Below are 24193 nucleotides of genomic sequence, written 5' to 3' on the forward strand. Positions count from 1 at the left end.
TATGTCCAATCCACTTCTTACTTTTACTGATTTACCACCGTTTTCTGAGATTAAACCAGAACATGTTAAGCCCGCTGTCGAGCAGGCCATCTCCGCATGCCGCGAAAAAATCGAACAGGTATTAAAAGAAAACGTGAGTCCAACTTGGGAATCGGTGATTGCGCCAATTGAAGAAGTGGATGATCGGTTAAGTCGTCTATGGTCGCCGGTTAGTCATATGAATTCGGTCGTCAATAGCGATGAACTGCGCGAAGCGTATGAGAGCTGCTTACCAACGCTTTCGGAGTACGGTACTTGGGTTGGGCAACACAAGGGCTTGTTTGAAGCCTACAAAGGAATCAAAGAAAGCTCGGAGTACAAAGCGCTTACTCAGGCACAAAAGAAAACAATCACGGACTCTCTACGCGATTTTGAATTGTCTGGTATCGCATTGCCAGCCGACGAACAGCATCGCTATGGCGAAATCAGTAAACGCATGTCAGAGCTAAGCTCTAAGTTCTCAAACAATGTGTTAGACGCCACTATGGGTTGGAGCAAACACATTGCTGACGAAAAAGAGTTGGCGGGAATGCCTGAATCTGCGTTGGCTGCAGCAAAAGCGGCGGCAGAAGCGAAAGAACTTGAAGGCTATTTGTTGACACTAGATATCCCTTCTTATCTACCAGTGATGACCTATTGCGACAATCAAGAACTGCGCAAAGAGCTGTATGAAGCCTATGTGACTCGCGCATCTGACCGCGGCCCGAATGCGGGTAAGTGGGACAATACCGAGATCATTAACGAGCAACTCAAACTTCGTTATGAAATCGCTCGTATGCTTGGTTTTAACTCGTTCAGTGAAAAATCACTTGCCACCAAGATGGCTGAAAACCCTTCTCAGGTACTTGGTTTCCTCAATGATCTCGCAGAAAAAGTGAGAAGTCAGGGTAAGTGCGAAGTGGAAGACCTACGTCAGTTTGCAAAAGCTGAGTTTGGTGTAGAAGAGCTAAACCTTTGGGACATTCCTTACTACAGCGAAAAGCAGAAGCAGCACTTGTTTGAGATCTCAGACGAAGAGTTGCGTCCATATTTCCCCGAAGAGAAAGCCGTCAGTGGCCTGTTTGAAGTGCTAAATCGCGTATTTGGTATGACAGTGAAAGAACGCGAGGGCGTCAACACTTGGCATGAATCAGTGCGCTTCTTTGATATTTTTGATAGTGAGAAGACCCTCCGCGGCAGTTTTTATCTAGACCTATATGCTCGTGAACACAAACGCGGCGGTGCGTGGATGGATGAGTGTCGAGTACGCCGAATTAATGTGTCTGGCGAGCTGCAAACGCCAGTGGCTTATCTAACCTGTAACTTTAATAAACCCGTTGGCGATAAACCGGCACTGTTTACTCACGACGAAGTGGTCACGCTATTTCACGAATTTGGGCATGGTATTCACCACATGTTGACGCAAGTTGAAACAGGTTCAGTATCTGGAATTAACGGTGTGCCTTGGGATGCGGTAGAGCTGCCAAGTCAGTTCCTAGAGAACTGGTGTTGGGAAGAACAAGCCTTGGCCTTTATTTCTGGTCACTACGAAACGGGTGAAGCACTACCAAAGAGCATGTTAGAGAAGATGCTCGCCGCTAAGAACTTCCAATCGGCTATGTTTATTTTGCGTCAGTTGGAGTTTGGGTTGTTCGACTTTACTCTTCACACCGAATACGACCCAGAAACAGGGCCTCGCGTGTTAGAAACATTGGCTGAGGTAAAAGCAAAAGTGGCTGTGCTACCGGGGCTAGAGTGGACTCGATTCTCACATAGCTTTAGTCATATCTTCGCTGGTGGTTACTGCGCGGGGTATTACAGCTACCTATGGGCAGAAGTCCTCTCTTCTGATGCATTCTCGCGTTTTGAAGAAGAAGGCATCTTTAACACGGATACGGGTAAGAGCTTCCTAAACAACATTCTAGAAATGGGTGGAAGTGAAGAGCCGATGGAGCTGTTTAAGCGCTTCCGTGGCCGTGCACCGGAAATCGATGCATTGCTGAGACACTCCGGCATTACTGCTTAACCAGAACACTTAACAAAAAGCCCTCTCGTGAGGGCTTTTTTAGGACTCAAGAAAACCGTTTTCTCAGCCAGTGATCTGCCGAGATAGCACCCGGTCCCCAAACCACGACGTTCAGTATCATTAGGCCCCATAACTGGTGGTCGTAGAAACCTTGCTCCCAAAGGACTGGGTAAGAAATTACCGCAATGATGTTGAATACAAACAATATTGCAGACATAGGACGAGCAAGTAGACCCAAGGCGACAAAGACGGGCAATACAAGCTCTGCTCCTGTACCTAGATAGGCAGCCAGTTCCCAAGGTAGAATGGGAACTTGATACTCAAGTTCAAACAGGAATAGAGTACTGTCCCACGATGCTATCTTGGTAAGGCCTGAGTTAAAGAACACCCAAGCTACCCATAGTCGGCAAAATAGCAGAAGTAGGGGAACGAACCCACATTGTAACTTGGCAATGAGTTGGTCATAGTGGGCCAGCCCATTTTTGACGGCATTAGACATGGGTTATACCTCCCCTTTAGAAAGTGTAAATCCGGCGATCACACCCAAAGCAAGGACGTGATTGAGGTGAACTAATAGTTCTTCTTGGATATCACCAAGTTGCTGACCAGATTGAATAGCGGCTATCAATTGATATACCGGAGACGATAAGTATTGGCTCCAAGGTCTTCCTTGCTTATCACAAGCGATCACGCCTTGCTCACGGCTATTGATATCGAAGCCATCAAAGTTTTGTTCACTGATGGCTTTTCGCAAGCTGAAAACGGCGTAGTGAGAAGAGAAGCAGGTGACACTTGGATGAAGGTGAAAATAGAGTTCACCGTGATGAGAAGGTGGCACTGTACTTAGCTGTGCAATTGGTTCTACGGCATCTAACGGTGCGACTTTATTGTGTTGTTGCTGTGCGAGGTCTAAGTTCCACTCGAACCGAGCGACTTCGGGGGAGTATGGCGCTGCGTCCAAAATCATAGGGAAAGCTTCTAAAAATTGAGCCATCCCGTCCCCGTACTGGCTGACGTCCCCTTTGGTTAGGGGATGCTGCAGGACAAATTGTCTGGTGACTTGTGAAAAACACTCTTCTCCTAACAGCTCATGAAGCATTGGGTATGTCGCCTCAAGAACCTCACTTAAACTCATCACAAAGTTATTGCGATAGATTTGGATTCGTTGGTCAGCAGTAAACTGATCACTACTGATCATGCACGTCTCGCCACTGGCTTGGTAGTGAAGTGCAGATCGAAACTGGTTTTGCAACTGTCTCAGGGTCAAACTCATGATGCGACCTTTTGCTCTGTCTGGTGATTGATAAGCAGTTGAGCGGCTTTTCCCGCTTCCTCTAACAGAACGTTTGGCTCTGGTATATCTAAATCCCATTCAATTAAGGTGTGTTTTGGGCCGCCTTGTGCAAGCCAGTTTGAATAGAGTGCCCAAACCTCGTCGCTTACTGGACGACTGTGCGTATCTATCCAAATTTCACCTTTGTCTAGCTGCTTGACCGTGAAGCCTGCCAAGTGAATCTCATCTACCTTGTCAGCTGGAATGGCCGCTAGGTATTCATCGCAGCTAAAACCGTGATTAAACGAAGAGACGTAAATGTTGTTTAAATCGAGTAGTAGTCGGCACTGGGTACGCTTTTGAACTTCGACAAGAAAATCCCACTCGCTGATGGTCGAATGTTCGAACTTGACGTAGCTAGAAGGGTTTTCAATCAGCAAAGGTCGCTTTAGGGCGTCTTGCACTTGCATCACGTTGCGACAAAATACTGCCAATGCTTCTTCGGTATAGGGCAAGGGTAAAAGGTCATTAAAATAGTAGCCGCCGTTTTCACTCCAACTTAGGTGGTCAGAAATTAAAAAAGGCTCAATGTCATCGACCAAGGTTTTAAGTTGTTTAATGTGGGCCTGATTAACGGGCTCGATGCTGCCAAGGGACAACCCTATACCATGGCAACTAATGGGATAGTCCTCCCTTAAGCTTGAGACAATTTTCCTCGCGTGGGAGTACGGTTGGAAATAGTTTTCACTGTGGATCTCAAGCCATCCCAGCTTAGGACGGTATTGGTCAAAATAATCGAGGTGTGGTGTTCGAAGGCCAATGCCAGCTTGTTGATGATAGAGATGTGTAGTCACAGACTTCTCCCTTAAAATGGGCGAAATAGGAGGGGCGAACAGGTTGAGCGTCTGTAAGCCCCTAAACCGCTTTGGCTTAAGATGACTGAGTGCTGCCACCTGATAGCTTGCCGCAAAGCCCTTTCGGAACCACTACGAAAGCATCTGATTGGTTATCTTCTTTTGCGGTACCCGCACAAGAGCTAGTTTTTGTTGCGCAGTCGTTTTGACCAGCTTTTGCTACGCCATAGCATTTTTCTTTTTCCGCAGCGACAGCAGGAGCTGCAGCAAGCATGGTTCCACCAAGAGCAATTAGACCAGTTATAGCGGTAGTGACAGCAAGATTAGACTTTTTCATAGTTTCTTCCTTAGACTTTTCCTTTAGTTAAATTCGCAAGCTAATTCATCAACTTGCTTAGTTAAAAGGATAGAAACTCAGTCGAAAAACTTTCATGCAATTTCGAAAATGTTGTAAAAATGTAAAATATATTTATCTATTTGACTGATTTATATACGAAAAAAAATTGCGATTTTTTCACCGTTTTGCTCTGAAATCCCATTCAGGTTTGGGGTATAATCTTAATCTATGTATAAATAAACAGTAGAATTAAGATGATCGATCCTTCTCTGCTCTTAGACGGGCTCAATGACAAACAGCGTGAAGCCGTAGCAGCGCCACTGGAAAACTTATTGGTGCTAGCAGGAGCGGGGAGCGGCAAAACCCGTGTTTTGGTACACCGCATTGCTTGGCTCATGTCTGTCGAGCAAGCCTCTCCTTTTTCAGTGATGTCAGTCACCTTCACAAATAAAGCGGCAGCCGAGATGCGCGGCCGAATCGAAGAGCTGATGATGGGCAGTGCATCGGGGATGTGGAACGGAACTTTCCACGGGATTTGTCATCGGATTTTACGCGCTCACTACCTGGATGCGCGCCTTCCAGAAGATTTTCAGATTATTGATTCGGATGATCAGCAACGACTGTTACGCCGCTTGATCAAAGCGCAAAATCTCGATGAAAAACAATGGCCGCCACGCCAAGTCGCTTGGTGGATTAACGGTAAAAAAGACGAAGGTTTGCGCCCAAGTCATATCGATGCCTATCACGATCCAGTAACAAAAACCTATATCCAGCTGTATTCTGCTTACCAAGAAGCGTGCGACCGAGCGGGCTTGGTTGATTTTGCGGAAATCTTGTTGCGAGCTCACGAACTACTGCGTGAGAAAAAACATATTCGAGAGCACTACCAAGCCAGATTTAAACACATTTTGGTCGATGAGTTTCAAGACACCAACAATATTCAATATGCTTGGCTACGTATGATGGCCGGTCCTGATTGTCACGTTATGATTGTTGGAGATGACGACCAGTCAATCTACGGCTGGCGTGGGGCAAAAGTTGAAAACATTGAGAAATTCACTCAAGAGTTTCCAAGCGTGAATACCATTCGCTTGGAGCAAAACTATCGCTCGACCAAAACCATTCTTCAGGCGTCAAATACCCTTATTGCAAACAATACCGAACGAATGGGCAAAGAGCTGTGGACCGACGGTGTAGAGGGTGAGCTTATCTCAGTCTATTCCGCATATAACGAATTAGATGAAGCGAGATTTGCTGTAAGCAAGATCAAAGCGTGGCAAGAAGAGGGCGGTGCGCTTACGGATGCGGCTATGCTCTATCGAAACAACGCGCAATCCCGTGTATTAGAAGAAGCGTTAATACAGGCTGGTCTTCCATATCGAATATACGGTGGGATGCGATTCTTCGAACGTCAGGAAATCAAAGATGCGTTGAGTTATCTGCGACTAATGGCTAACCGAAATGATGATGCGGCATTTGAGCGCGTGGTGAACACTCCGACTCGAGGTCTTGGTGACAAAACCTTGGAAACCATTCGCTTTGCCGCTCGTGACCGAGGTTGTACTATGTGGGCGGCGAGTGTCGCGCTGTTGGAAGAGAAGGTTCTGGCAGGCCGCGCAGCGGGGGCGCTTGGTCGCTTTGTGGAACTGATTACAGCGCTAGAAGATGACACCCATGAGATGGCTTTGCATCAACAGACTGACCATGTGATTAAGTACTCAGGTCTTTTTGCTATGTATGAGCAAGAGAAAGGTGAGAAATCTAAAGCGCGAATAGAAAACTTAGAAGAATTGGTTACGGCAACTCGTCAGTTTGAAAAGCCCGAAGAAGCTGAGGAGATGACTTTACTGACCGCATTCTTAACCCATGCCGCTTTGGAAGCGGGTGAAGGTCAAGCAGATGAGTTTGACGATGCCGTACAATTAATGACGTTGCACAGTGCCAAAGGCTTGGAGTTCCCATTAGTGTTTATGGTGGGAGTAGAAGAAGGCATGTTCCCAAGTCAGATGTCTGCGGAAGAAGCGGGTCGTCTAGAAGAAGAGCGTCGTCTCTGCTATGTCGGAATGACACGTGCGATGAAAAAGCTCTATATCACCTATGCGAGATGCGCCGCTTGTATGGTCAGGACAAATATCACAAGCCATCGCGCTTTATTCGCGAGCTGCCAGAGTCCTGTCTTGATGAAGTGCGAATGAAAGCGCAAGTAAGCCGCCCCGCAAGTAGTGGAAGGTTCAGCCAACAAGTGGTGAAAGAGAACTTTAATGAGATAGGGTTTAGCCTTGGCTCTCGTGTTAAGCATCCTAAGTTTGGTGAAGGGACAATCATCAACTTTGAAGGAAGTGGTCCGCAAAGTCGTGTTCAGGTCGCGTTTAATGGCGAAGGAATAAAATGGTTGGTCACAGCTTACGCTAAGTTGGAACAGCTATAAGATAAGATATAAGTGGTAAAGAGCCGGGCCTTGTCCGGTTTTTTATGGTTTTAGATAAAGAAAAACCCCGAGGGCAAAGCCCGTCGGTTATAGTCTTACTCGCAGCAATCCGGCTACTAAAAGTGCTCCATGCATCGAATCCTTGATAAGTGCGCTGTGTTCCTTCAGCGTAGTCCTTTCATCGCCATCCTAGCGGTGTCCTTGACCTTATCCTGGTCTGCTAACAATCCACGTTAGCTCTCATCACTTGTTCCCTGAGCGGTGTCCATGACATCATCCTGATGTCCAGTCCTTGCCTCGTCCAGAGGAGTCCATTTCCCATCCTTAGTAGCAACCATCCTGGTTACTATTGCGTCCGTTCAATGTCCTGTTTGCTTTCCGTGCCGACTATTCATCCTGAATAACCGAATCTTCTTCCTGAAGATTACCTAGTCCGTGGTAATTTCCTGTTCCGTGTCAGAATCCTTCCGACAAGGGTTATATTACGGATTCTGGATCTTACCGCAATGCAATGAAATCGATTTCCTAGCAAGAAAAGTGCATAAAAAACGAACCAACCCTTATTTTTCAATAGCTTATATTTCTCGTTATGCATATATCGTTAGTACGAATCTATATTAGCTCACTCTCTTGTAAGAGATCTCGCACAAATCGATCAGAAATACCTGATTATCTGTTGTTTCAGGTGTCTACTCCTTGTTGATTTACCATTAACAGATTGTTTTTATTAAAGATAAATGCTGTTAATCGCCTTGCTATTGACCAATGGCTAAGCCCTCTCTTCTAGGATCAGCAGCACCTTCTAGCCCCTGTTCCGTGATCCTTATCGCTTGTAATCCAGAGTTTAAGTCGCGCACATTGACCTTAAATCCCATCTCTTCAAGCTGTGGAGCGAACTGCTCAGCCTGCGTTCCCTGCTCGACATCGACAGTACCAAAGCGGCTGAGAACATGCGCTTGGTTGATTGCCTGTTGGATATCCATGCCCCACTGCGTATGAGCAATAAGTGCCCGCGCGACATAACCTATTATTCGGCTTCCTCCAGGAGAGCCAATGGCTAAGTATGGCTTCCCACTTTGCATCACTATGGTGGGGGCCATGGAAGAGCGAGGTCTTTTTCCGGGTTCTAGTCTGTTGGCAATAGGGCGACCATCTTTGTGAGTGCGGAATGAAAAGTCGGTTAGCTCATTGTTGAGTAAGAACCCTCGAACCATTAAACGAGAGCCAAAGGCGTTCTCTATGGTAGTGGTCATAGAGACAACATTACCCGCACGGTCGACAATATTAAAATGGCTGGTGGAGGGCAGCTCAATTGATTCATCCTGCGCTTGCTGGTGAGAATAATGCCAAGGAGGCTCGCCAGCTGATACGCTATTGATTGATTGTCCAAGCGTAATCAGTTTGGCTCGTTGCTTTAAATAGTCTTTATCGATCAAGCCTTTTGTTGGCATGGGTACGAAGTCTTCATCTGCCATATAAAGGCCGCGATCTGCGAAGGCCAACCTAGAAGCATCGGCGATCACTTGCCACGATTTCGCGTTGTTTTCCCCCAAAGTTTTAAGGTCAAACTGTTCAGTAATAGCCAGTATTTGGTTGACGGTCAAAGCGCCGGAACTTGGAGGTCCCATTCCGCAAACTTCGTATTGCTGATAAGGCATACATATAGGTGAGCGCTGTACAGTTTGGTAAAGGTCAAAGTCGCGTTGGGAGAGGACACCTGCATTACCTTCGGCATTGGTCACTGTATCAATAATGTCACGTGCTATGTCTCCCTGATAAAAGCCTTTGTCTCCCTGTTGGGCGATGGCTTTAAGCGTGTTGGCATATTCGGGGTTTTTTAGTAACACGCCCTCTGATTTTGGGGTGCCGTCTTGAGTAAAGAAGTAAGAGCGAGTGGTGGGGAATCGACTCAGGCGTTCTGCATCGTTTGTAATTAAAGTGGCAAGGCGAGGACTGATTTTAAACCCTTGCTCCGCAATTTTAATGACTGGGCTAAAGAGTTGCTTCCAAGGCAATTTGCCATATTTTTTATGGGTATCCCACAATAGTTTTATTGTGCCGGGAGTTCCAACAGAACGCCCCCCTACTACTGCGTCATAGAATTTAAGTGGTTGTCCATTTTCATCTTGAAAAAGGCGAGGGGTTGCCGCTAGAGGGGCTGTTTCTCGACCATCGAAAGTGGTGAGATCCCGTTTATCAGCATCCCAATAAACGAGAAAGGCGCCGCCACCAATACCGGATGACTGAGGCTCAACGAGTCCAAGCATTAACTGGACTGTTACCATGGCATCAATAGCGTTACCACCACGGGCAAGAATATCTGCACCAGCCTGAGTGGCCAATGGGTTCGCAGCAGTCACCATCCACTCTTTGGAGGTCACCAGTTGTTTGGTGTTCAAGCCGCTACTCTGTTCGGGTACAACTGAGTCGGCGGCTTGATTAGCTAACGTATTTGTTGATACGAAAATGAGGGCAGTGAGAAGCCCTTTCACATTCCACTTCATCGTCAATTTCCTTATCGTTTTTACCTCAGCTTGGTGAGGCGTATATGAAGGCTATTGCTTAGATTGGCAGTGGAATGCGAATCGGTCTATACACTTAGTTCAGAAATGGAACCTTCAATCAAAGTTGGGTAATAAGTTGACTTAGCGATTGGAACAAGATGGTTCCGCCTAACAAGCTAAAAACCGCACCGCATAAGCCATCGATATAGTGGGCCATCGATTGCAGTTTGTTTTGCAGCTTTGGTGCCGAAAGCACCCAAGCGAGGAAAGAGAACCAGAAAAGAGACAAGCTAAACAATATCGCCAAGGCTGCCCCTTTACCGGTGAAAGACATAGAAGCGGGAACCAAAGTCGACATCAAACTGACAAAGAAGACCAATGCTTTGGGGTTGAGTAGGTTAGTCGCAAATCCTTTGGCAAATGCCTGTTTTCGACTGCTGAGTAATAACGATGAGTTATCTGCAGTGGATGAGCTGGACGACGAAGTGGTCAAGACACTTTTTAACGCACCGACCCTAGATACAACAGGTAGCTACCACCAGCGATCTGGACCAGAGAAAAGAGCAATGGTTGGGTTTTGATCAGCAAGCTAACCCCAGTGATACTGAAGATCGCGTGCAGCAAAATACTGACAGATAAGCCAAGGGCAATAAACAATCCCGTTTGTCTTCCATAGCGAGTCGCATTTTGGACTACAAGAGCAAAGTCAGGGCCGGGGCTCATTAAGGCGACAAAGTGAACGCTAGCTAGGGTAAGCAATATGGTGATTTCATTCATGGTGATTCAAACTAAGGGATTTAACATTGGCTTTAGTCTGTACTTTCAAGGTCAGATTTGATTGTAAAAAACTGACACTAAAATGAGTTCGCACCATTAATTTGCGATGGGGAAACGCCGTAGCATTGCTTAAACGCTTTGCTAAAGTGTGATTGATCGTAAAAGCCTACCTGATGGGCGACTTCTGTTCCGCCTATACCAGCCCTAAGCAATTTCATACTCTGCTCCAAACGCAAACGACTCAACCAAGCGTATGGGGTAATGGTCATTTTGGCTTTAAAATGGCGCTGGAACTGCGTGGGGCTTAAATCACACAAGTTAGAAAGCTGTTCAAGCCGAACTGGCTGATCGAGGTTAGACAAAAGAAACTCTTTTAGCGTGTCGATTGACTGTTTCCCCAAGGGGATGCGCTGTGCTCTTTGCATTGTGCCAAAACGCTCAAACAGATGATTAAACCCTTCGAACGGCAAACAGTCCTTAGCCAACTGACTAATATTGTCTCTTTGCAAATCGTGATGAAGAGAGTGGAGCGCGGAAAAGATCGCCTTATCGGTGACGATTAACTCTTTAAAGTTAATTGTCTCTTGGGATCGTTTTAGATCGGCAAGATCAGTAAACCAACGAGGATCAACGGAGAAAACTCTAACTTGATAGCCAGAGTCTAGCAAAGACTGACCGTCGTGAAGTTCATCAGGAGGCATTACGACAATCTGTCCGTGACCGACGTGGTGCTGAGTGCCTTGGTATTGGAATTTCTGTTGGCCACCAGTAATCAACCCGAGGTGAAAATCGAGGTGGTAATGACGTTGAAACGCAAACTTAGTGTAGTCAGCGGTAATTAGGTTAATCGCGTCAGTCGGCGTTTTATGATAACTAACAGAGTCCATATCAGTACGTGCGGTTATTATTTAATCAAGCTTAACGGGCTGTAAGAGATTTGTCTTGTAAAAAACGATCACTGATTGCTCGCTTGTTTGGTTTTGAGTTTTTGGGTTCTGCTATATCTGATGCCATCGGTGCTAAATACCAGCAAGGCCCCCCAAATAAAGGCGAAGGTAATGGCTTTATCAATGGTAAATGCTTCACCATAAACCAGCACTGCGAGTAAAAACATCAGGCTTGGCCCTATATATTGGAAGAAACCCAGTGTGGAAAGTTTTAAACGGGTGGCTGCGGCGGTAAAACACAGCAGTGGTAAGGTGGTGATGACGCCGGCTGCGATCAGAAGTAGATTCAGGTTGAAACCGTTGGTTGCAAAATCCGTCGTTGGCGAGTCAGCAATCCATAGTAAGTAAATAGCGGCGGCCGGCAGCATAATGAGAGTCTCAATAAACAGGCCTGTTTGCGCATCTAAACTGACCTTTTTTCTCAACAAGGCGTAGAAACCGAAACTGAGTGCCAGTGCGATAGCGACAATTGGCACCGAGCCAAACGCTACAAGCTGAATAATCACGCCAGTTGCAGCAAGTGCAACGGCCACCCACTGCATTTTTCTCAGCCTTTCCCCTAGGAAAACCATACCTAAAATGACATTGATTAACGGGTTGATGTAGTAACCCAAGCTTGCGTCTAACATGTGATTAGCATTGACAGCCCAGATAAAAATCAACCAATTGGCACCGACGAGAAGAGACGTTGCAATGAGATAGAGTATCTTCTTTTTGTTTTTTATTACATCTCTAACATTTCGCCATAAGCGACCAAAGAAGAGTAAAACGGCCAGCAACACAAAAGACCAAACAACGCGATGACTGAGTATTTCTAAAGCTGGGACTTGGTTGATCGCCTTAAAATAGATAGGGGCAAACCCCCACATACTATAAGCGCCTACGGCAAATAAAATCCCCTGACGCGCTCTTTGTTGTTCTTCCGGTGCCATGTTCGACCTGATTAATATTGTGTTGAGCAAAGGCGCAGTATAACGAGTGCGGAGCAGACTTTGAAACATCTTGGAACAAAAAATAAACCGCATACCACCCCAGCGACTGCCTTGCTTTCTACCTAGCATCGAAAGGCGGGTTGAGTATACAATGTGCGCTCTATAAACCTGACTGACTACGTCGTACCTTTTGGTGCGGTTCGAGACCGATTAATGACCTCCACACTTTTAGCTCAATCACCAGAAGAAACACTCGCATCACAAGATGTACTAGAAAAGGTGTTTGGCTACCAGTCATTCAGAGAAGGTCAGCAGGAAGTCATCGATGCTGCCGTCGCAGGACAAGACTCTCTTGTGATCATGCCGACCGGTGGAGGCAAATCGCTTTGTTACCAGATCCCCGCTTTAGTGAGAGGGGGCTTAACTCTGGTCATTTCGCCTCTAATTTCCCTGATGAAAGATCAGGTAGACCAACTAAAAGCAAACGGAGTAGCCGCCGAATGCGTTAACTCGACAATGAGTCGTGAAGCGCTGGTTTCCGTCTACAATCGAATGCATTCAGGAGGATTGAGTTTAGTGTATGTCTCCCCTGAACGCGTTTTGATGCGCGACTTTATTGAGAGACTATCTAATATCCCTTTGACCATGATTGCCGTGGACGAAGCGCATTGTATTTCACAGTGGGGGCACGACTTTCGCCCCGAATACGCTGCGTTAGGGCAACTAAAACAGCAGTTCCCTCATGTCCCCGTTATGGCATTGACGGCGACGGCAGATGAAGCAACCCGTAGCGATATCACCCAGCGTCTCCAACTTGCTGAACCGCATGTCTATTTGGGTAGTTTCGACAGGCCGAACATACGCTACACCCTGGTAGAAAAACACAAGCCTGTTTCCCAAATTATCCGTTTTCTAGAAGAGTACAAAGGTCAGTGCGGCATTATCTATTGCGGCAGTCGCAAAAAAGTCGAAATGCTGACGGAAAAGCTGTGCAATAACCATATACGTGCCGCTGGTTACCACGCCGGCATGGAGGTGGATGAACGTGCCTATGTACAAGAAGCGTTTCAAAGAGACGATATTCAAATTGTGGTGGCGACCGTTGCTTTTGGTATGGGGATTAACAAACCTAACGTTCGATTTGTTGCTCACTTTGATATTCCGAGAAATATTGAATCTTACTATCAGGAGACGGGTAGAGCTGGGCGCGATGGTTTGCCAGCAGAAGCATGATGCTTTACGATCCGGCCGATATGGGATGGCTACGCAAGATCTTGGACGAAAAAGAAGACGGACCGCAAAAGCAGGTGGAGTCCCATAAGCTCAACTCAATGGGGGCATTCGCGGAGGCGCAAACCTGTCGCCGTCAGGTTTTGCTTAACTATTTTGGTGAGTACCGAGCAGAACCATGCGGCAACTGCGACATATGCTTAGATCCGCCAAAACGGTTTGATGCAACAGAACAAGCGCAAAAAGCGCTTTCATGTGTCTATCGAGTGAACCAAAGTTTTGGTATCGGTTACGTGGTGGAAGTTTTACGCGGGATGCAAAACATTCGAATTCGCGACCACGGCCACGACAAGCTTTCGACCTATGGGCTAGGTCGTGAAAACAGCCACGATTATTGGGTGAGTATTTTCCGTCAATTGATTCACAAAGGGTTACTGACTCAAAATATCACTCGAAATTCAACATTACAGTTAACAGAAGAAGCTCGTCCTCTGCTAAGAGGGGAAGTTGAGTTGGAGTTAGCGGTACCTAGGTTGGATACGGCCGCCAGAGCCGCGAAATCCGATAAACTTTCTAACAAGCATTACGACAAAAAACTCTTTGCCAAGCTTCGAAAACTGCGTAAATCGATAGCGGATGAAGATGGTATTCCACCTTATGTGGTTTTCAGTGACGCCACCTTGATCGATATGGCCGATATTTTGCCGACATCATATGGGGAAATGCTTGCCGTAAATGGTGTCGGTCAGCGCAAACTGGAAAAATACGCCGATCCATTTTTAGATTTGATTCAGGAACACATTACCCATCATGGCTGATACGAGATTTGGTTTGATAAGTTACGACCAAGAACAAGCGCGAGTACTGATTCGAACTCCTAGCTTTAACTTCGATGACTTCCCTACTTTGGCGGATGAACTCCTTCAATTGCTGTCAGCTAAAGTGTTAGAAAAACAGTGGGATGCGGATCTCTATTCGTGGCTTATCGATTTTGAAGGTGCGCAGCTAATGTTGAAAGCGGAACACTACAGCGAAAGTGTCTGGATCGAAGCACTGACAAAAAATGATTCGCAGGAAGAACTCGCTTTCTTAGCCTCTCTATTTGAGCGTGGATTTTAAAGAGTTTTTCCTAGCAAACGGTTGCTATTATTCCATCTATTGCACCTTGCATGGTTTACTGTATAATCGCCCGCCGCTCTAGTGAGCAATTTTCATTTTTACATTGTTGGTCTGTATCTGCGTTTTGTAGATGCAATTTGGGTTCCCTCACCCCCAAAACAAACTAAAAAGGTATCGCATGAATAACTTTACCCCTGCGCAAATGCGCAAAGCCCTTTTGTGGCTCGTCTCTTTCCATCTTATTATTATCGCTTCAAGTAACTACCTCGTTCAGTTGCCGTTCACCATTTTTGGTATGCATACGACTTGGGGAGCTTTTACTTTCCCATTTATCTTTTTGGCAACCGACCTTACGGTGCGAATCTTTGGGGCTAAACTTGCCCGAAAAATCATCTTTTTGGTGATGCTTCCGGCATTGGCCGTCTCTTACTTGCTGTCGGTAATCTTCTTTGAAGGGCAGTTCCAAGGTTTTGCCCACTTAAGTGAGTTTAACTTGTTTGTCGCTCGTATCGCGGTAGCGAGCTTTATGGCGTATATGCTGGGACAGATTTTGGATGTTCACGTATTTAACCGATTGAGAATGATGAAACAGTGGTGGATTGCACCAACGTGTTCAACTCTAATTGGTAATGCGCTGGATACCGTCGCCTTCTTTGCTATTGCGTTCTATCAAAGTCCTGATCCATTTATGGCAGAGCACTGGACGGAAATCGCGCTGGTGGATTACGGCTTTAAATTGCTCATCAGCTTAGGTCTGTTTGTCCCTATGTACGGTGTTTTGCTGAACTACTTGATTGGCAAAATCACATCGGTCAATCCAGAGTTTAAACCTTTGGGTGCCGCATAAAGAAAAGCCCGCGACAGCGGGCTTTTTTACGTCTATTGAACGGTGATTTACTCAACCAAGCTTAACGGCCATCCCATATCACTTTGGCGATGGGCTTCTATTTCCAGTTCTGCCGCAGTAAGTGGGTTCGCTACTAACCATGCTTTATCGATGCAAAGTGTTAACTTGTCATCCTCTGCATGAAGAGTGAAACTTGGCTCTAAGTCTGGATTCCGGCGATGGGTGAGAAGTACGGCCAGCCTTAACAGTCTTAGTACCCGTTTACCACTGAGCGCAGAAAGTGCGTATTGCTCAGGTAGCGAAGACAGCTGGTCTCGATAACGTCGAGCGACTTCAGCCATAAAGTGTTTCTGAGCGCGTGTATAACCGGGTAAATCGAGGTGGCTTAAAAGGTAAGCACTGTGCTCGCCGCCTTTCTTGAAATCTATGGTGAGGCCAATTTCGTGCAGATGAGCAATGCTCTCTAGCAACATAGCGCCCTGACACTCTTTTATCCAAGTATCACCACCACACTGCTCAAGTAGCTTGTTTGCTAACGCTGCAACTTGTGCGCCATAACTGGAGTCGAGCTGGTAGCGAGTTTGAACACTGCACAGTGTACGTGCGCGAATATCATCTTGGCGAAGCTCTGGTACCATTTCGTAAACCATACCTTCGCGAAGTGCACCACCAGCCAAAGTCATGGATTCAATTTCAAGCAGTTCGAATATAGCGATCAAAATTGAAAGACCGCTCGGGAACACTAATGCTCGCTCTAGGGTGAGTCCTTCAATTTCTAACTCTTCAAGGTGGTCCGCCATCATTGCTTGCTTTTGCAAACGCTTTAACTTGGCGAGGGTGATCACTTCATCCATACCCTGCGCCAGCATAATTTCTTGCAGTGCCTGAACGGTTCCGGAAGCACCAACGCACACGTCCCAACCGAGGTCGGTGTACTGCTGTAATATGGGTTGAAGTGTCTCTTTGGCTGCCTGTATTGCATGGTCAAAGTTATTATGGTTAAGCTGTCTATCTTTAAAATAGCGCTCTAGCCACGTGACACAGCCCATTTTTAGGCTGGTCAAGGCCTTTGCGTCAAAGCCTTCGCCAATAATTAGCTCTGTACTTGCACCACCGATATCGACCACCAACCTGCGGCCGATACCACCTGAAGTGTGTGCGACACCCTTATAGATGGTTGCTGCCTCTTCTTCTCCAGAAATGACATTGATTTCCTTGCCGAGAATTTGGTTCGCTTTTTCCAAAAACTGATTCGCGTTAGTGGCAGTACGGAGTGTAGCCGTACCAACGATGCGAATGTTTTCTGAAGGAATGTCTTGTAAGCGCTCAGCAAAAAGGCTCAGACAATCCCAGCCCCTTTGCATCGCTTCTAAACTCAATGCGTTGTTTTCATCTAAGCCTGCGGCTAAACGCACTTTTCGCTTTATTTTTGCCATTGTCTGTATGCTGCCATCAATGTGACGCACAACGAGCATGTGAAAACTGTTCGACCCGAGGTCGATAGCAGCATAAAGCGGAGAGACAGCTTGGTTCATAACAGGTTTACGCTTCCTTTCTCTGACGTGGGCGAGAACGACGCTGTGGTTTGCGAGAACCACCAGTATTGGTGCGACGTTGTTGCTGACGAGAAGAACGCATACGCAGTGGTGCTGGCAAATCTTCGATCAAGGCTGTTGGGTCGTAGTCTGATACTGGGATCGTATGCTCAATGTACTCTTCAATAGCGGGAAGGTTGATCGCGTAATCTTCACAAGCAAAGCTAATTGAGTGACCGCTTGCACCAGCGCGACCAGTACGGCCGATACGGTGAACGTAATCTTCACAGTCGTCAGGTAAGTCGTAGTTAAACACGTGCGTGACCTGCGGGATGTGTAGACCACGAGCCGCAACGTCGGTTGCCACCAGAATATCTACTTCACCTCTAGTGAACTGTTCAAGAATGCGCTCGCGTTTTTTCTGAGGAACGTCACCAGTTAGGAGACCAACACGGTGGCCATCTGCCGCTAGGTGTCCCCATATCGACTCACATTTGTGCTTAGTATTGGCAAACACAATTGCGCGATCTGGCCATTCTTCTTCAACTAGAGTTTGCAGAAGAGTCATTTTGTCTTGGTTAGAAGGGTAGAACAGTTCTTCTTGGATACGGTGACCAGTTTTTTGTTCTGGCTCAACAACAACGTGCTCTGGGTTGTGCATATGTTCAAATGCAAGTTCTTGAACTCGATAAGAAAGCGTTGCAGAGAACAGCATATTCAAACGATCTTTTGGTTCTGGCATACGACGGAACAAGAAGCGAATATCTTTGATAAAGCCAAGATCAAACATACGGTCAGCTTCATCAAGGACAACAGCTTGAATGCTGTTCAGGTTGAATACGCGTTGCTTATAGAAATCGATAATTCGACCAGTTGTACCTATAAGTACATCGACACCTTGTTCCAATTTTGTGAGCTGCTTCTCATAACTTTCGCCGCCATAAGCCAATGCAGCCTTAATTCCAGTGCTTGCAATTAGCGGTTCAGCATCGTTATAGATCTGAATTGCCAGTTCACGAGTCGGCGCCATAATGATGGCTCTAGGCTGAGTTGCCTTGCGACCTTCGTGTTCTTCCGTCGTTAAAAGGTGATTAAAAGTAGCAGTAAGAAACGCTAAGGTTTTACCAGTACCCGTTTGGGCCTGGCCTGCTATGTCTTGGCCGGTGAGCAGTACCGGCAACGCCAAGGCTTGGATAGGGGTACAAAATTCAAACCCTTTTTGCTCCAATCCCTTGATAATCTGGGGGTGTAACTCCAGATCGGCGAACTTTTGCTCTGTGATATGCGTCTTTTTCATTGCTATAGAATATCAGCTTCCACTTGCAATACGGAAGTAAATACATTCCAATAGGGCATCTATTTACTGGTTATCATCTAACCAGGTCCGAAAAAACACATTGGAGTGTAAGATGAGTGATAAGATTTTGCAGCTGACGGACGACGGTTTTGAGAACGACGTTATTAACGCTGCTGGCCCTGTATTAGTTGATTTTTGGGCAGAGTGGTGTGGACCATGCAAAATGATTGCACCTATTCTTGATGAAATCGCTGACGAATACGCAGGCCAGGTCACTATCGGCAAATTGAATATCGACCAGAATGCAGGTACTCCACCTAAATTTGGTATCCGCGGTATTCCAACCTTGTTACTGTTTAAAGGCGGTAACGTGGCAGCAACGAAAGTTGGCGCACTTTCTAAGACTCAATTAAAAGAGTTTCTAGACGCTAACCTTTAAGCCAAACACTAACGAGACCGTGCATTTTTACCCAATGCACGGTTTTGTTTTTGAACAGCAACAATTTATGGACTAGGCTACTATTTAGTGCTAGTTTATCGCACGTTAATTAAACAAGTGTTCTCTTCTTGGTCGATCCTGAGACCAAATCCATCTTAACTTAACAACAGATCCTATTTTGACTAAACAAGCATCCACCACAATGAATCTAACAGAACTGAAGAACAGACCTGTGTCTGAACTTGTTAAACTTGGTGAAAGCCTAGGACTTGAAAACCTGGCTCGCCTTAGAAAACAAGACATCATCTTCTCCATCCTCAAAGCACACGCTAAAAGTGGTGAAGACATATTTGGCGACGGGGTACTGGAGATTCTTCAAGACGGCTTTGGTTTCCTGCGAAGCGCTGACAGCTCCTACCTTGCTGGCCCTGATGACATCTACGTATCACCTAGTCAAATTCGTCGATTTAACCTGCGTACTGGTGACTCTATTGCCGGTAAAATCCGTCCGCCAAAAGATGGTGAGCGTTACTTTGCACTGTTAAAAGTAAACACGGTTAACGACGACAAGCCAGATAATGCTCGTAATAAGATCCTGTTTGAAAACTTAACGCCGCTTCACGCTAATGAGCGTATGGTAATGGAGCGTGGTAACGGTTCGACAGAAGACATCACTGCACGTGTATTAGACTTAGCGTCTCCGATCGGTAAAGGCCAGCGTGGTCTGATTGTCGCTCCGCCAAAAGCGGGTAAGACAATGTTGCTACAGAACATTGCACAAAGCATTGCGTACAACCACCCAGAGTGTGAGTTGATGGTTCTGCTTATCGATGAGCGTCCAGAAGAAGTAACTGAGATGCAGCGCTTGGTGAAAGGTGAAGTTGTAGCTTCTACCTTTGACGAACCAGCATCACGTCACGTTCAAGTAGCTGAGATGGTGATCGAAAAAGCTAAGCGTTTAGTCGAGCACAAAAAAGACGTCGTGATTCTATTGGATTCAATCACTCGTTTAGCTCGTGCTTACAACACGGTAGTACCATCTTCGGGTAAAGTACTGACCGGTGGTGTGGATGCGAATGCTCTGCATCGTCCAAAGCGTTTCTTTGGTGCGGCGCGTAACGTTGAAGAAGGTGGCAGTCTGACCATTCTCGCTACTGCTCTTGTTGATACTGGTTCTAAGATGGACGAAGTTATCTACGAAGAGTTCAAAGGTACGGGTAACATGGAAATTCACCTAAACCGCAAGATCGCAGAAAAACGTGTATTCCCAGCAATTGACTTCAATCGTTCTGGTACTCGTCGCGAAGAGCTTTTGACTAAAACAGAAGAACTTCAGAAGATGTGGATACTGCGTAAGATAGTTCACCCAATGGGCGAAATCGATGCGATGGAATTCCTTATCGATAAGTTGGCTATGACCAAAACCAACGATGAGTTTTTCGACGCAATGCGTAGACAATAAAACAAAGATTAAGAAAAAGCGCCACCCTAAGGGTGGCGTTTTTTATTGCTTTATGGATGAGATAAGCTCAGAATAGAGAGATTGTTAACAGGAGGTTAAAATGCAACAAGGAATGTTGTCTTCAGTACTCCTCGCTTGTTCCTTGCTGTTTTTTACTTCATCGGCAGTTGCTAAGGAAATGCAATCCGAAGAAGTGGTGCAGTGGAAGCAAGATGACCAAGTTCAACTAAAAGTGGCTGAGCTTCTTCAGCTATTTGTAGAACAAGATATTGATCAGTTGCAATTCTCACTTCAGCGACTGGCTTTTCCGCAACAAGAAGTTGCGAGGTATCTGCTACTGGATAAAGTAGAGCAGCACGACCTAATACTTTCTCCGCAAATGGCGAGATTCGTAGAGTCTCAGCGAACCATGCATCCTACTTATCAAATGACGGAACGAGGCGATGGTTACGAGTTCACTGTCCCCGCTTTTAATTATCCAGCGACTGCCAGTCGTTTACTCAAAAAATGGACTCAAGACCAATCTACACTCGACTTTATCCTCAAAGCAGAAGAGGGCAATCTAGATCTGCAAGAGTGGTTATCAGGTCAAGAAGCACAAGTTCAAGCGCGTGAAAAGTTAATGATACGCGAACTAGATAGTTTATCGCCCGAAGCAGTGACTAAGTTGACGGAGCAGTTTATTCATAGCCCAGTGGTGAGTTGGTTACCATCGACACAAGTTATGGTGAGACTTGCTCAAGTGAGCGAAAGTGACAAAATCTATAACCTACTGTGGCTAATGAAAGCGGACTTCTTTACCCAAGAAGAGCTGAATCGACTGGCAAAACAGGGCGATGATTTTGCTCAAAGACAGTTAATCGCAGCGACGAAAAATCCCAGTTTAAAAAATGATGCAATAGTGAACTTGGTAAGAATCCACCCGATGTCGAACAGGGTTAAGACTTACTTGATTTCCAGAATGTCGAACAACGACGATGCGTCATTTGTTGCAAAAGCACTTGTTCAGCAAGGTTACTCTGGGTGGCTAAGTGAACTGGCCTCAAATAACCAAAGTGTAAACCTTACTGCCATTCAGCAAGCCATGAAACCGTAAACACAATATGGCGAAATAACCACAATAAAAAGGAGGATCGTAGGATGCCTCTTTTTGGTATACTGCGTGCAGTTTAACCAGCCAGTAGAAGGCCAATGAGTTTTAAGGACTTACGAGATTTTATTGTTCACTTAGAGCAACAAGGAAAATTAACGCGAATTTCTCATCCGGTTGACCCTCACTATCAGATGACAGAAATCAGTGATCGCACATTGCGAGCAGGGGGGCCAGCCCTACTGTTTGAAAACCCTATTGGTTATGACATGCCCGTCCTTACTAACCTTTTTGGTACAACAGAAAGAGTCGCGATGGGGATGGGACGAAGTGATGTGCAAGAGCTCCGTGAAGTTGGAAAGTTGCTGGCTTACCTTAAAGAGCCAGAGCCGCCAAAGGGTTTTAAAGATGCCCTAGAGAAAATACCTGTATTTAGGCAGGTCCTAAACATGCCAGCTAAGAGACTTCGCAAAGCAGCCTGTCAGGAAGTGGTTTGGCAGGGAGAAGATGTCGACTTAGACAAAGTACCAGTAATGAGCTGTTGGCAAGATGATGTTGCACCCCTCCTAACATGGGGTCTCACTGTCACCAAAGGACCAAACAAAAAGCGCCAGAATCTGGGGATTTACCGCCAGCAAAAAATCGGCAAGAACAAAGTGATTATGCGCTGGTTAGCACACCGAGGAGGGGCATTGGACCTTCGTGACTGGATGGAAACCAACCCGGGCGAACCGTTTCCAGTGTCCGTCGCATTTGGTGCGGACCCAGCCACTATATTAGGTGCAGTTACACCGGTACCGGATACGCTTTCAGAATACGCTTTTGCAGGCTTATTGCGTGGTAGCAAAACAGAAGTGGTTAAATCGGTGAGCAACAATCTAGAAGTACCAGCTAGTGCAGAGATTGTATTAGAAGGGTATATAGATCCTAATGAGTATGCTGATGAAGGCCCTTATGGAGATCATACGGGTTATTACAATGAGAAAGAGAAACACCATGTGTTCACCGTTACTCATATCACTATGCGTAAAGAACCGATCTACCACAGCACCTACACTGGACGTCCGCCAGATGAACCAGCTGTATTAGGAGTTGCACTCAATGAAGTGTTTGTACCAATACTTCAGAAGCAGTTCCCTGAGATAATTGATTTTTACCTACCACCAGAAGGTTGCTCTTATCGAATGGCTGTAGTGACGATGAAGAAGCAGTACCCAGGACACGCAAAACGCGTAATGATGGGAGTTTGGTCGTTCCTTCGCCAGTTTATGTACACCAAATTTGTCGTGGTCTGTGACGAGTCGGTAAATGCAAGAGATTGGGGCGAAGTCGTAAAAGCAATGACAAACCACATGGACCCAATCCGAGACACGCTTCTCATTGAAAACACGCCAATAGACTCACTAGACTTTGCTTCGCCTGTGGTAGGACTGGGTTCTAAGATGGGCTTAGATGCAACGATTAAGTGGGAAGCCGAGTTAGAAAGTTCTGTAACAACGGAAAAAGCACAATTAGAACGTATTGATGAGCAGATCATAGAAAACTTTAAATTGGCTCATCCAGCAGTGGTTGACGTTTGGTTCCCAGAAACAGCAAAGCAACAAGACTTTGTGGTTGTCACCATGAAGAAGTCTCATGCAGGAGAATCAAAAGCAGTCCTAAATGCGATCTGGACATTATTGTCCCACTATACAGATGCGAAGTTTGCCATTCTCTGTGATGATGATGTAGTCGCTAATGACTGGAATGACATCATTTGGGCAATTACTACACGTATGGATCCGGCGAGAGATATTGTTAAGCTTCCATCCGTCAATGGTAGAAGTTCCAAAATCGGTTTTGATGCAACCAACAAATTGGAAGGTGAAGTACAACGCGAGTGGGGAACACCCATTAAAAAAGATCCACAGGTCGTTGCTGCTGTTGACCAGATGTGGGACAAGTTAGGAATAAAATGAGTTTTACCGTTACTCTGCTGCCAAAATACAAAACCTTTAAAGTAGAGAGCGGGCAAACGGTTCTGGAAGCTGCGCTCAGCAATAATATACCGTTTCCGAACCGCTGTCAGATAGGAGCATGCGCAGCCTGTCTGTGTCGTAAAATTGAAGGTAAGGTAACTTATCACCTTGAACCCATGCTTACAGAGAAGGAGCAGGAGCAAGGATGGGTGTTTGCCTGTCAGGCCTTCGCAGAAAGTAATTTGTTACTTACTTTAGAAGAGTAAGTGAGAGGAAGAAAATGACAATTCAATGTAAAGTTAAGTCCATAGAGCCATTGGCAAGCAACACTTATCAGATCTTATTGCATCCAGAAACGCCAGTTAGCTTTAAGGCAGGCCAATATCTAATGGTTGTGATGGGTGAGAAAGATAAACGCCCCTTTTCAATAGCGAGTAGTCCGTGTCGCCATGAAGGTGAATTAGAGCTCCATATTGGTGCGGCCGAGCATAACGCTTATGCTTTAGAAGTGGTAGAAGCTATGCAGCAAGCATTGAAAGACGGTGGGAACATTGTGATCGACGCGCCACACGGTGACGCGTGGATAAGAGAAGAAAGTGAAAGGCCATTACTTCTTATCGCGGGTGGAACCGGTTTTAGCTATGTTCGTTCGATTTTGGACCACTGTATAGCACAGAGCAAAAACAACGAGATCCATCTTTATTGGGGTGCACGTGATCAAAGCCAGTTATATGCGAGTGAAGAGTTGAGTAAAATTGCCGAAAGCTACTCTAACGTTCACTACATACCAGTGGTAGAAGATGCTCAGCAACAATGGACTGGAAAAGTCGGTAACGTATTGCAGGCAGTCTTAGAAGATTTCGAGTCTTTGGCTGATTATGATGTTTATATAGCAGGTCGTTTTGAAATGGCAGGAGCTGCGCGAGAAATGTTTACCCAGCAAAAAGAAGCGCAAACAGAACACATGTTCGCAGATGCGTATGCATTTATTTAAAATAAACCGATAAACACTAGTGAATATAGGGGGTGAAAGCCTCCTTTTTGATCGTTTTGCTTCAATATTCAACAATAATGTGTTTTTTTTAAATTTTTTTGAAAAAGGGCTTGCCATCTAAGCTCA

The 24193-nt window shown here is 45.9% G+C and carries 19 protein-coding genes and 3 pseudogenes; 11 read left to right on the forward strand and 11 right to left on the reverse strand.

Going from position 1 to position 24193, the window contains the following annotated elements; genetic code table 11:
- Position 1 precedes the first annotated feature (1 nt).
- Positions 2 to 2044, forward strand: a complete 2043-nt coding sequence (prlC, locus tag BLO31_RS02085; RefSeq protein ID WP_070962665.1) for an oligopeptidase A — start codon at positions 2 to 4, stop codon at positions 2042 to 2044.
- Between the two features lie 46 nt (positions 2045 to 2090).
- On the opposite strand, the gene BLO31_RS02090 is transcribed toward prlC, so the two are convergent.
- The 4 genes from BLO31_RS02090 to BLO31_RS02105 all read right to left on the reverse strand — a co-directional run bounded on the left by BLO31_RS02090 (position 2091) and on the right by BLO31_RS02105 (position 4508).
- Complete coding sequence (locus BLO31_RS02090) at positions 2091 to 2543, reverse strand: DoxX family protein (RefSeq protein ID WP_070962666.1); 453 nt, start codon at positions 2541 to 2543, stop codon at positions 2091 to 2093.
- A gap of 3 nt (positions 2544 to 2546) precedes the next feature.
- Positions 2547 to 3317: an HvfC/BufC N-terminal domain-containing protein gene (locus BLO31_RS02095; RefSeq protein ID WP_070962667.1), complete on the reverse strand. Its 771-nt coding sequence runs from the start codon at positions 3315 to 3317 to the stop codon at positions 2547 to 2549.
- Positions 3314 to 4171, reverse strand: coding sequence for an MNIO family bufferin maturase (bufB, locus tag BLO31_RS02100; protein ID WP_070962668.1), 858 nt, complete (start codon positions 4169 to 4171; stop codon positions 3314 to 3316). The genes BLO31_RS02095 and bufB overlap by 4 nt, the downstream gene beginning before the upstream one ends.
- A gap of 76 nt (positions 4172 to 4247) precedes the next feature.
- A complete protein-coding gene (locus BLO31_RS02105; protein WP_070962669.1) occupies positions 4248 to 4508 on the reverse strand; it encodes a BufA1 family periplasmic bufferin-type metallophore in 261 nt (86 codons plus the stop codon).
- Positions 4509 to 4762: 254 nt separating this feature from the next.
- Here BLO31_RS02105 and uvrD point away from each other — a divergent pair.
- Positions 4763 to 6936 (forward strand): annotated as a pseudogene (gene uvrD / locus BLO31_RS02110) (DNA helicase II).
- Positions 6937 to 7691: 755 nt separating this feature from the next.
- On the opposite strand, the gene ggt reads toward uvrD, so the two are convergent.
- From ggt to rarD, 5 genes and pseudogenes are all read right to left on the reverse strand, one after another.
- Complete coding sequence (ggt, locus tag BLO31_RS02115; RefSeq protein ID WP_070962670.1) at positions 7692 to 9440, reverse strand: gamma-glutamyltransferase; 1749 nt, start codon at positions 9438 to 9440, stop codon at positions 7692 to 7694.
- A 118-nt stretch (positions 9441 to 9558) separates the two neighbouring features.
- A complete protein-coding gene (locus BLO31_RS25090) occupies positions 9559 to 9933 on the reverse strand; it encodes a LysE family transporter (protein ID WP_425425258.1) in 375 nt (124 codons plus the stop codon).
- Positions 9934 to 10217: pseudogene (locus tag BLO31_RS25095) on the reverse strand (LysE family translocator); the annotation flags it as partial.
- Between the two features lie 77 nt (positions 10218 to 10294).
- Positions 10295 to 11104 (reverse strand): helix-turn-helix transcriptional regulator, encoded by an 810-nt coding sequence (locus BLO31_RS02125; RefSeq protein WP_070962671.1) that lies wholly within the window; start codon positions 11102 to 11104, stop codon positions 10295 to 10297.
- A gap of 68 nt (positions 11105 to 11172) precedes the next feature.
- Positions 11173 to 12096 carry an EamA family transporter RarD gene (gene rarD, locus BLO31_RS02130; protein ID WP_070962683.1) on the reverse strand — a complete coding sequence of 308 codons (924 nt, stop codon included), beginning with the start codon at positions 12094 to 12096 and terminating at the stop codon, positions 11173 to 11175.
- Between the two features lie 213 nt (positions 12097 to 12309).
- On the opposite strand from rarD, the pseudogene recQ reads away from it, so the two are divergent.
- From recQ to BLO31_RS02145, 3 genes and pseudogenes are all read left to right on the forward strand, one after another.
- Positions 12310 to 14144, forward strand: a pseudogene (gene recQ / locus BLO31_RS02135) (ATP-dependent DNA helicase RecQ).
- Positions 14137 to 14445, forward strand: coding sequence for a DUF3630 family protein (locus BLO31_RS02140; RefSeq protein ID WP_070962672.1), 309 nt, complete (start codon positions 14137 to 14139; stop codon positions 14443 to 14445). Before recQ ends, BLO31_RS02140 begins: the two are co-directional and overlap by 8 nt.
- A 178-nt stretch (positions 14446 to 14623) precedes the next feature.
- On the forward strand, positions 14624 to 15292 hold the full coding sequence (locus tag BLO31_RS02145; RefSeq protein ID WP_070962673.1) for a 7-cyano-7-deazaguanine/7-aminomethyl-7-deazaguanine transporter: 669 nt from the start codon (positions 14624 to 14626) through the stop codon (positions 15290 to 15292).
- 47 nt (positions 15293 to 15339) lie between these two features.
- On the opposite strand, the gene gppA is transcribed toward BLO31_RS02145, so the two are convergent.
- Together gppA and rhlB are read right to left on the reverse strand one after the other, a co-directional pair.
- Positions 15340 to 16827 carry a guanosine-5'-triphosphate,3'-diphosphate diphosphatase gene (gene gppA, locus BLO31_RS02150; protein WP_070962674.1) on the reverse strand — a complete coding sequence of 496 codons (1488 nt, stop codon included), beginning with the start codon at positions 16825 to 16827 and terminating at the stop codon, positions 15340 to 15342.
- Positions 16828 to 16834: 7 nt separating this feature from the next.
- Positions 16835 to 18124: an ATP-dependent RNA helicase RhlB gene (rhlB, locus tag BLO31_RS02155; RefSeq protein WP_070962675.1), complete on the reverse strand. Its 1290-nt coding sequence runs from the start codon at positions 18122 to 18124 to the stop codon at positions 16835 to 16837.
- 112 nt (positions 18125 to 18236) lie between these two features.
- Here rhlB and trxA point away from each other — a divergent pair, with 112 nt between their 5' ends.
- The 6 genes from trxA to fre all read left to right on the forward strand — a co-directional run bounded on the left by trxA (position 18237) and on the right by fre (position 24067).
- Positions 18237 to 18563, forward strand: a complete 327-nt coding sequence (gene trxA / locus BLO31_RS02160) for a thioredoxin TrxA (protein ID WP_070962676.1) — start codon at positions 18237 to 18239, stop codon at positions 18561 to 18563.
- A gap of 202 nt (positions 18564 to 18765) precedes the next feature.
- The gene (gene rho / locus BLO31_RS02165; protein ID WP_070962677.1) at positions 18766 to 20025 is read left to right on the forward strand and encodes a transcription termination factor Rho; all 1260 of its coding nucleotides are present in this window, start codon (positions 18766 to 18768) and stop codon (positions 20023 to 20025) included.
- Between the two features lie 100 nt (positions 20026 to 20125).
- Positions 20126 to 21121: a hypothetical protein gene (locus BLO31_RS02170; RefSeq protein ID WP_070962678.1), complete on the forward strand. Its 996-nt coding sequence runs from the start codon at positions 20126 to 20128 to the stop codon at positions 21119 to 21121.
- Between the two features lie 95 nt (positions 21122 to 21216).
- Positions 21217 to 23073, forward strand: coding sequence for a 4-hydroxy-3-polyprenylbenzoate decarboxylase (gene ubiD / locus BLO31_RS02175; protein WP_070962679.1), 1857 nt, complete (start codon positions 21217 to 21219; stop codon positions 23071 to 23073).
- Entirely contained in the window at positions 23070 to 23339 is a 270-nt protein-coding gene (locus BLO31_RS02180; protein ID WP_070962680.1) for a 2Fe-2S iron-sulfur cluster-binding protein, read from the forward strand. The genes ubiD and BLO31_RS02180 overlap by 4 nt, the downstream gene beginning before the upstream one ends.
- 14 nt (positions 23340 to 23353) lie before the next feature.
- Positions 23354 to 24067, forward strand: coding sequence for an NAD(P)H-flavin reductase (gene fre, locus BLO31_RS02185; RefSeq protein WP_070962681.1), 714 nt, complete (start codon positions 23354 to 23356; stop codon positions 24065 to 24067).
- Positions 24068 to 24193 lie beyond the last annotated feature (126 nt).

The organism is Vibrio sonorensis (assembly GCF_001854765.1).
GTDB classification, from domain to species: Bacteria; Pseudomonadota; Gammaproteobacteria; order Enterobacterales; family Vibrionaceae; genus Vibrio; species Vibrio sonorensis.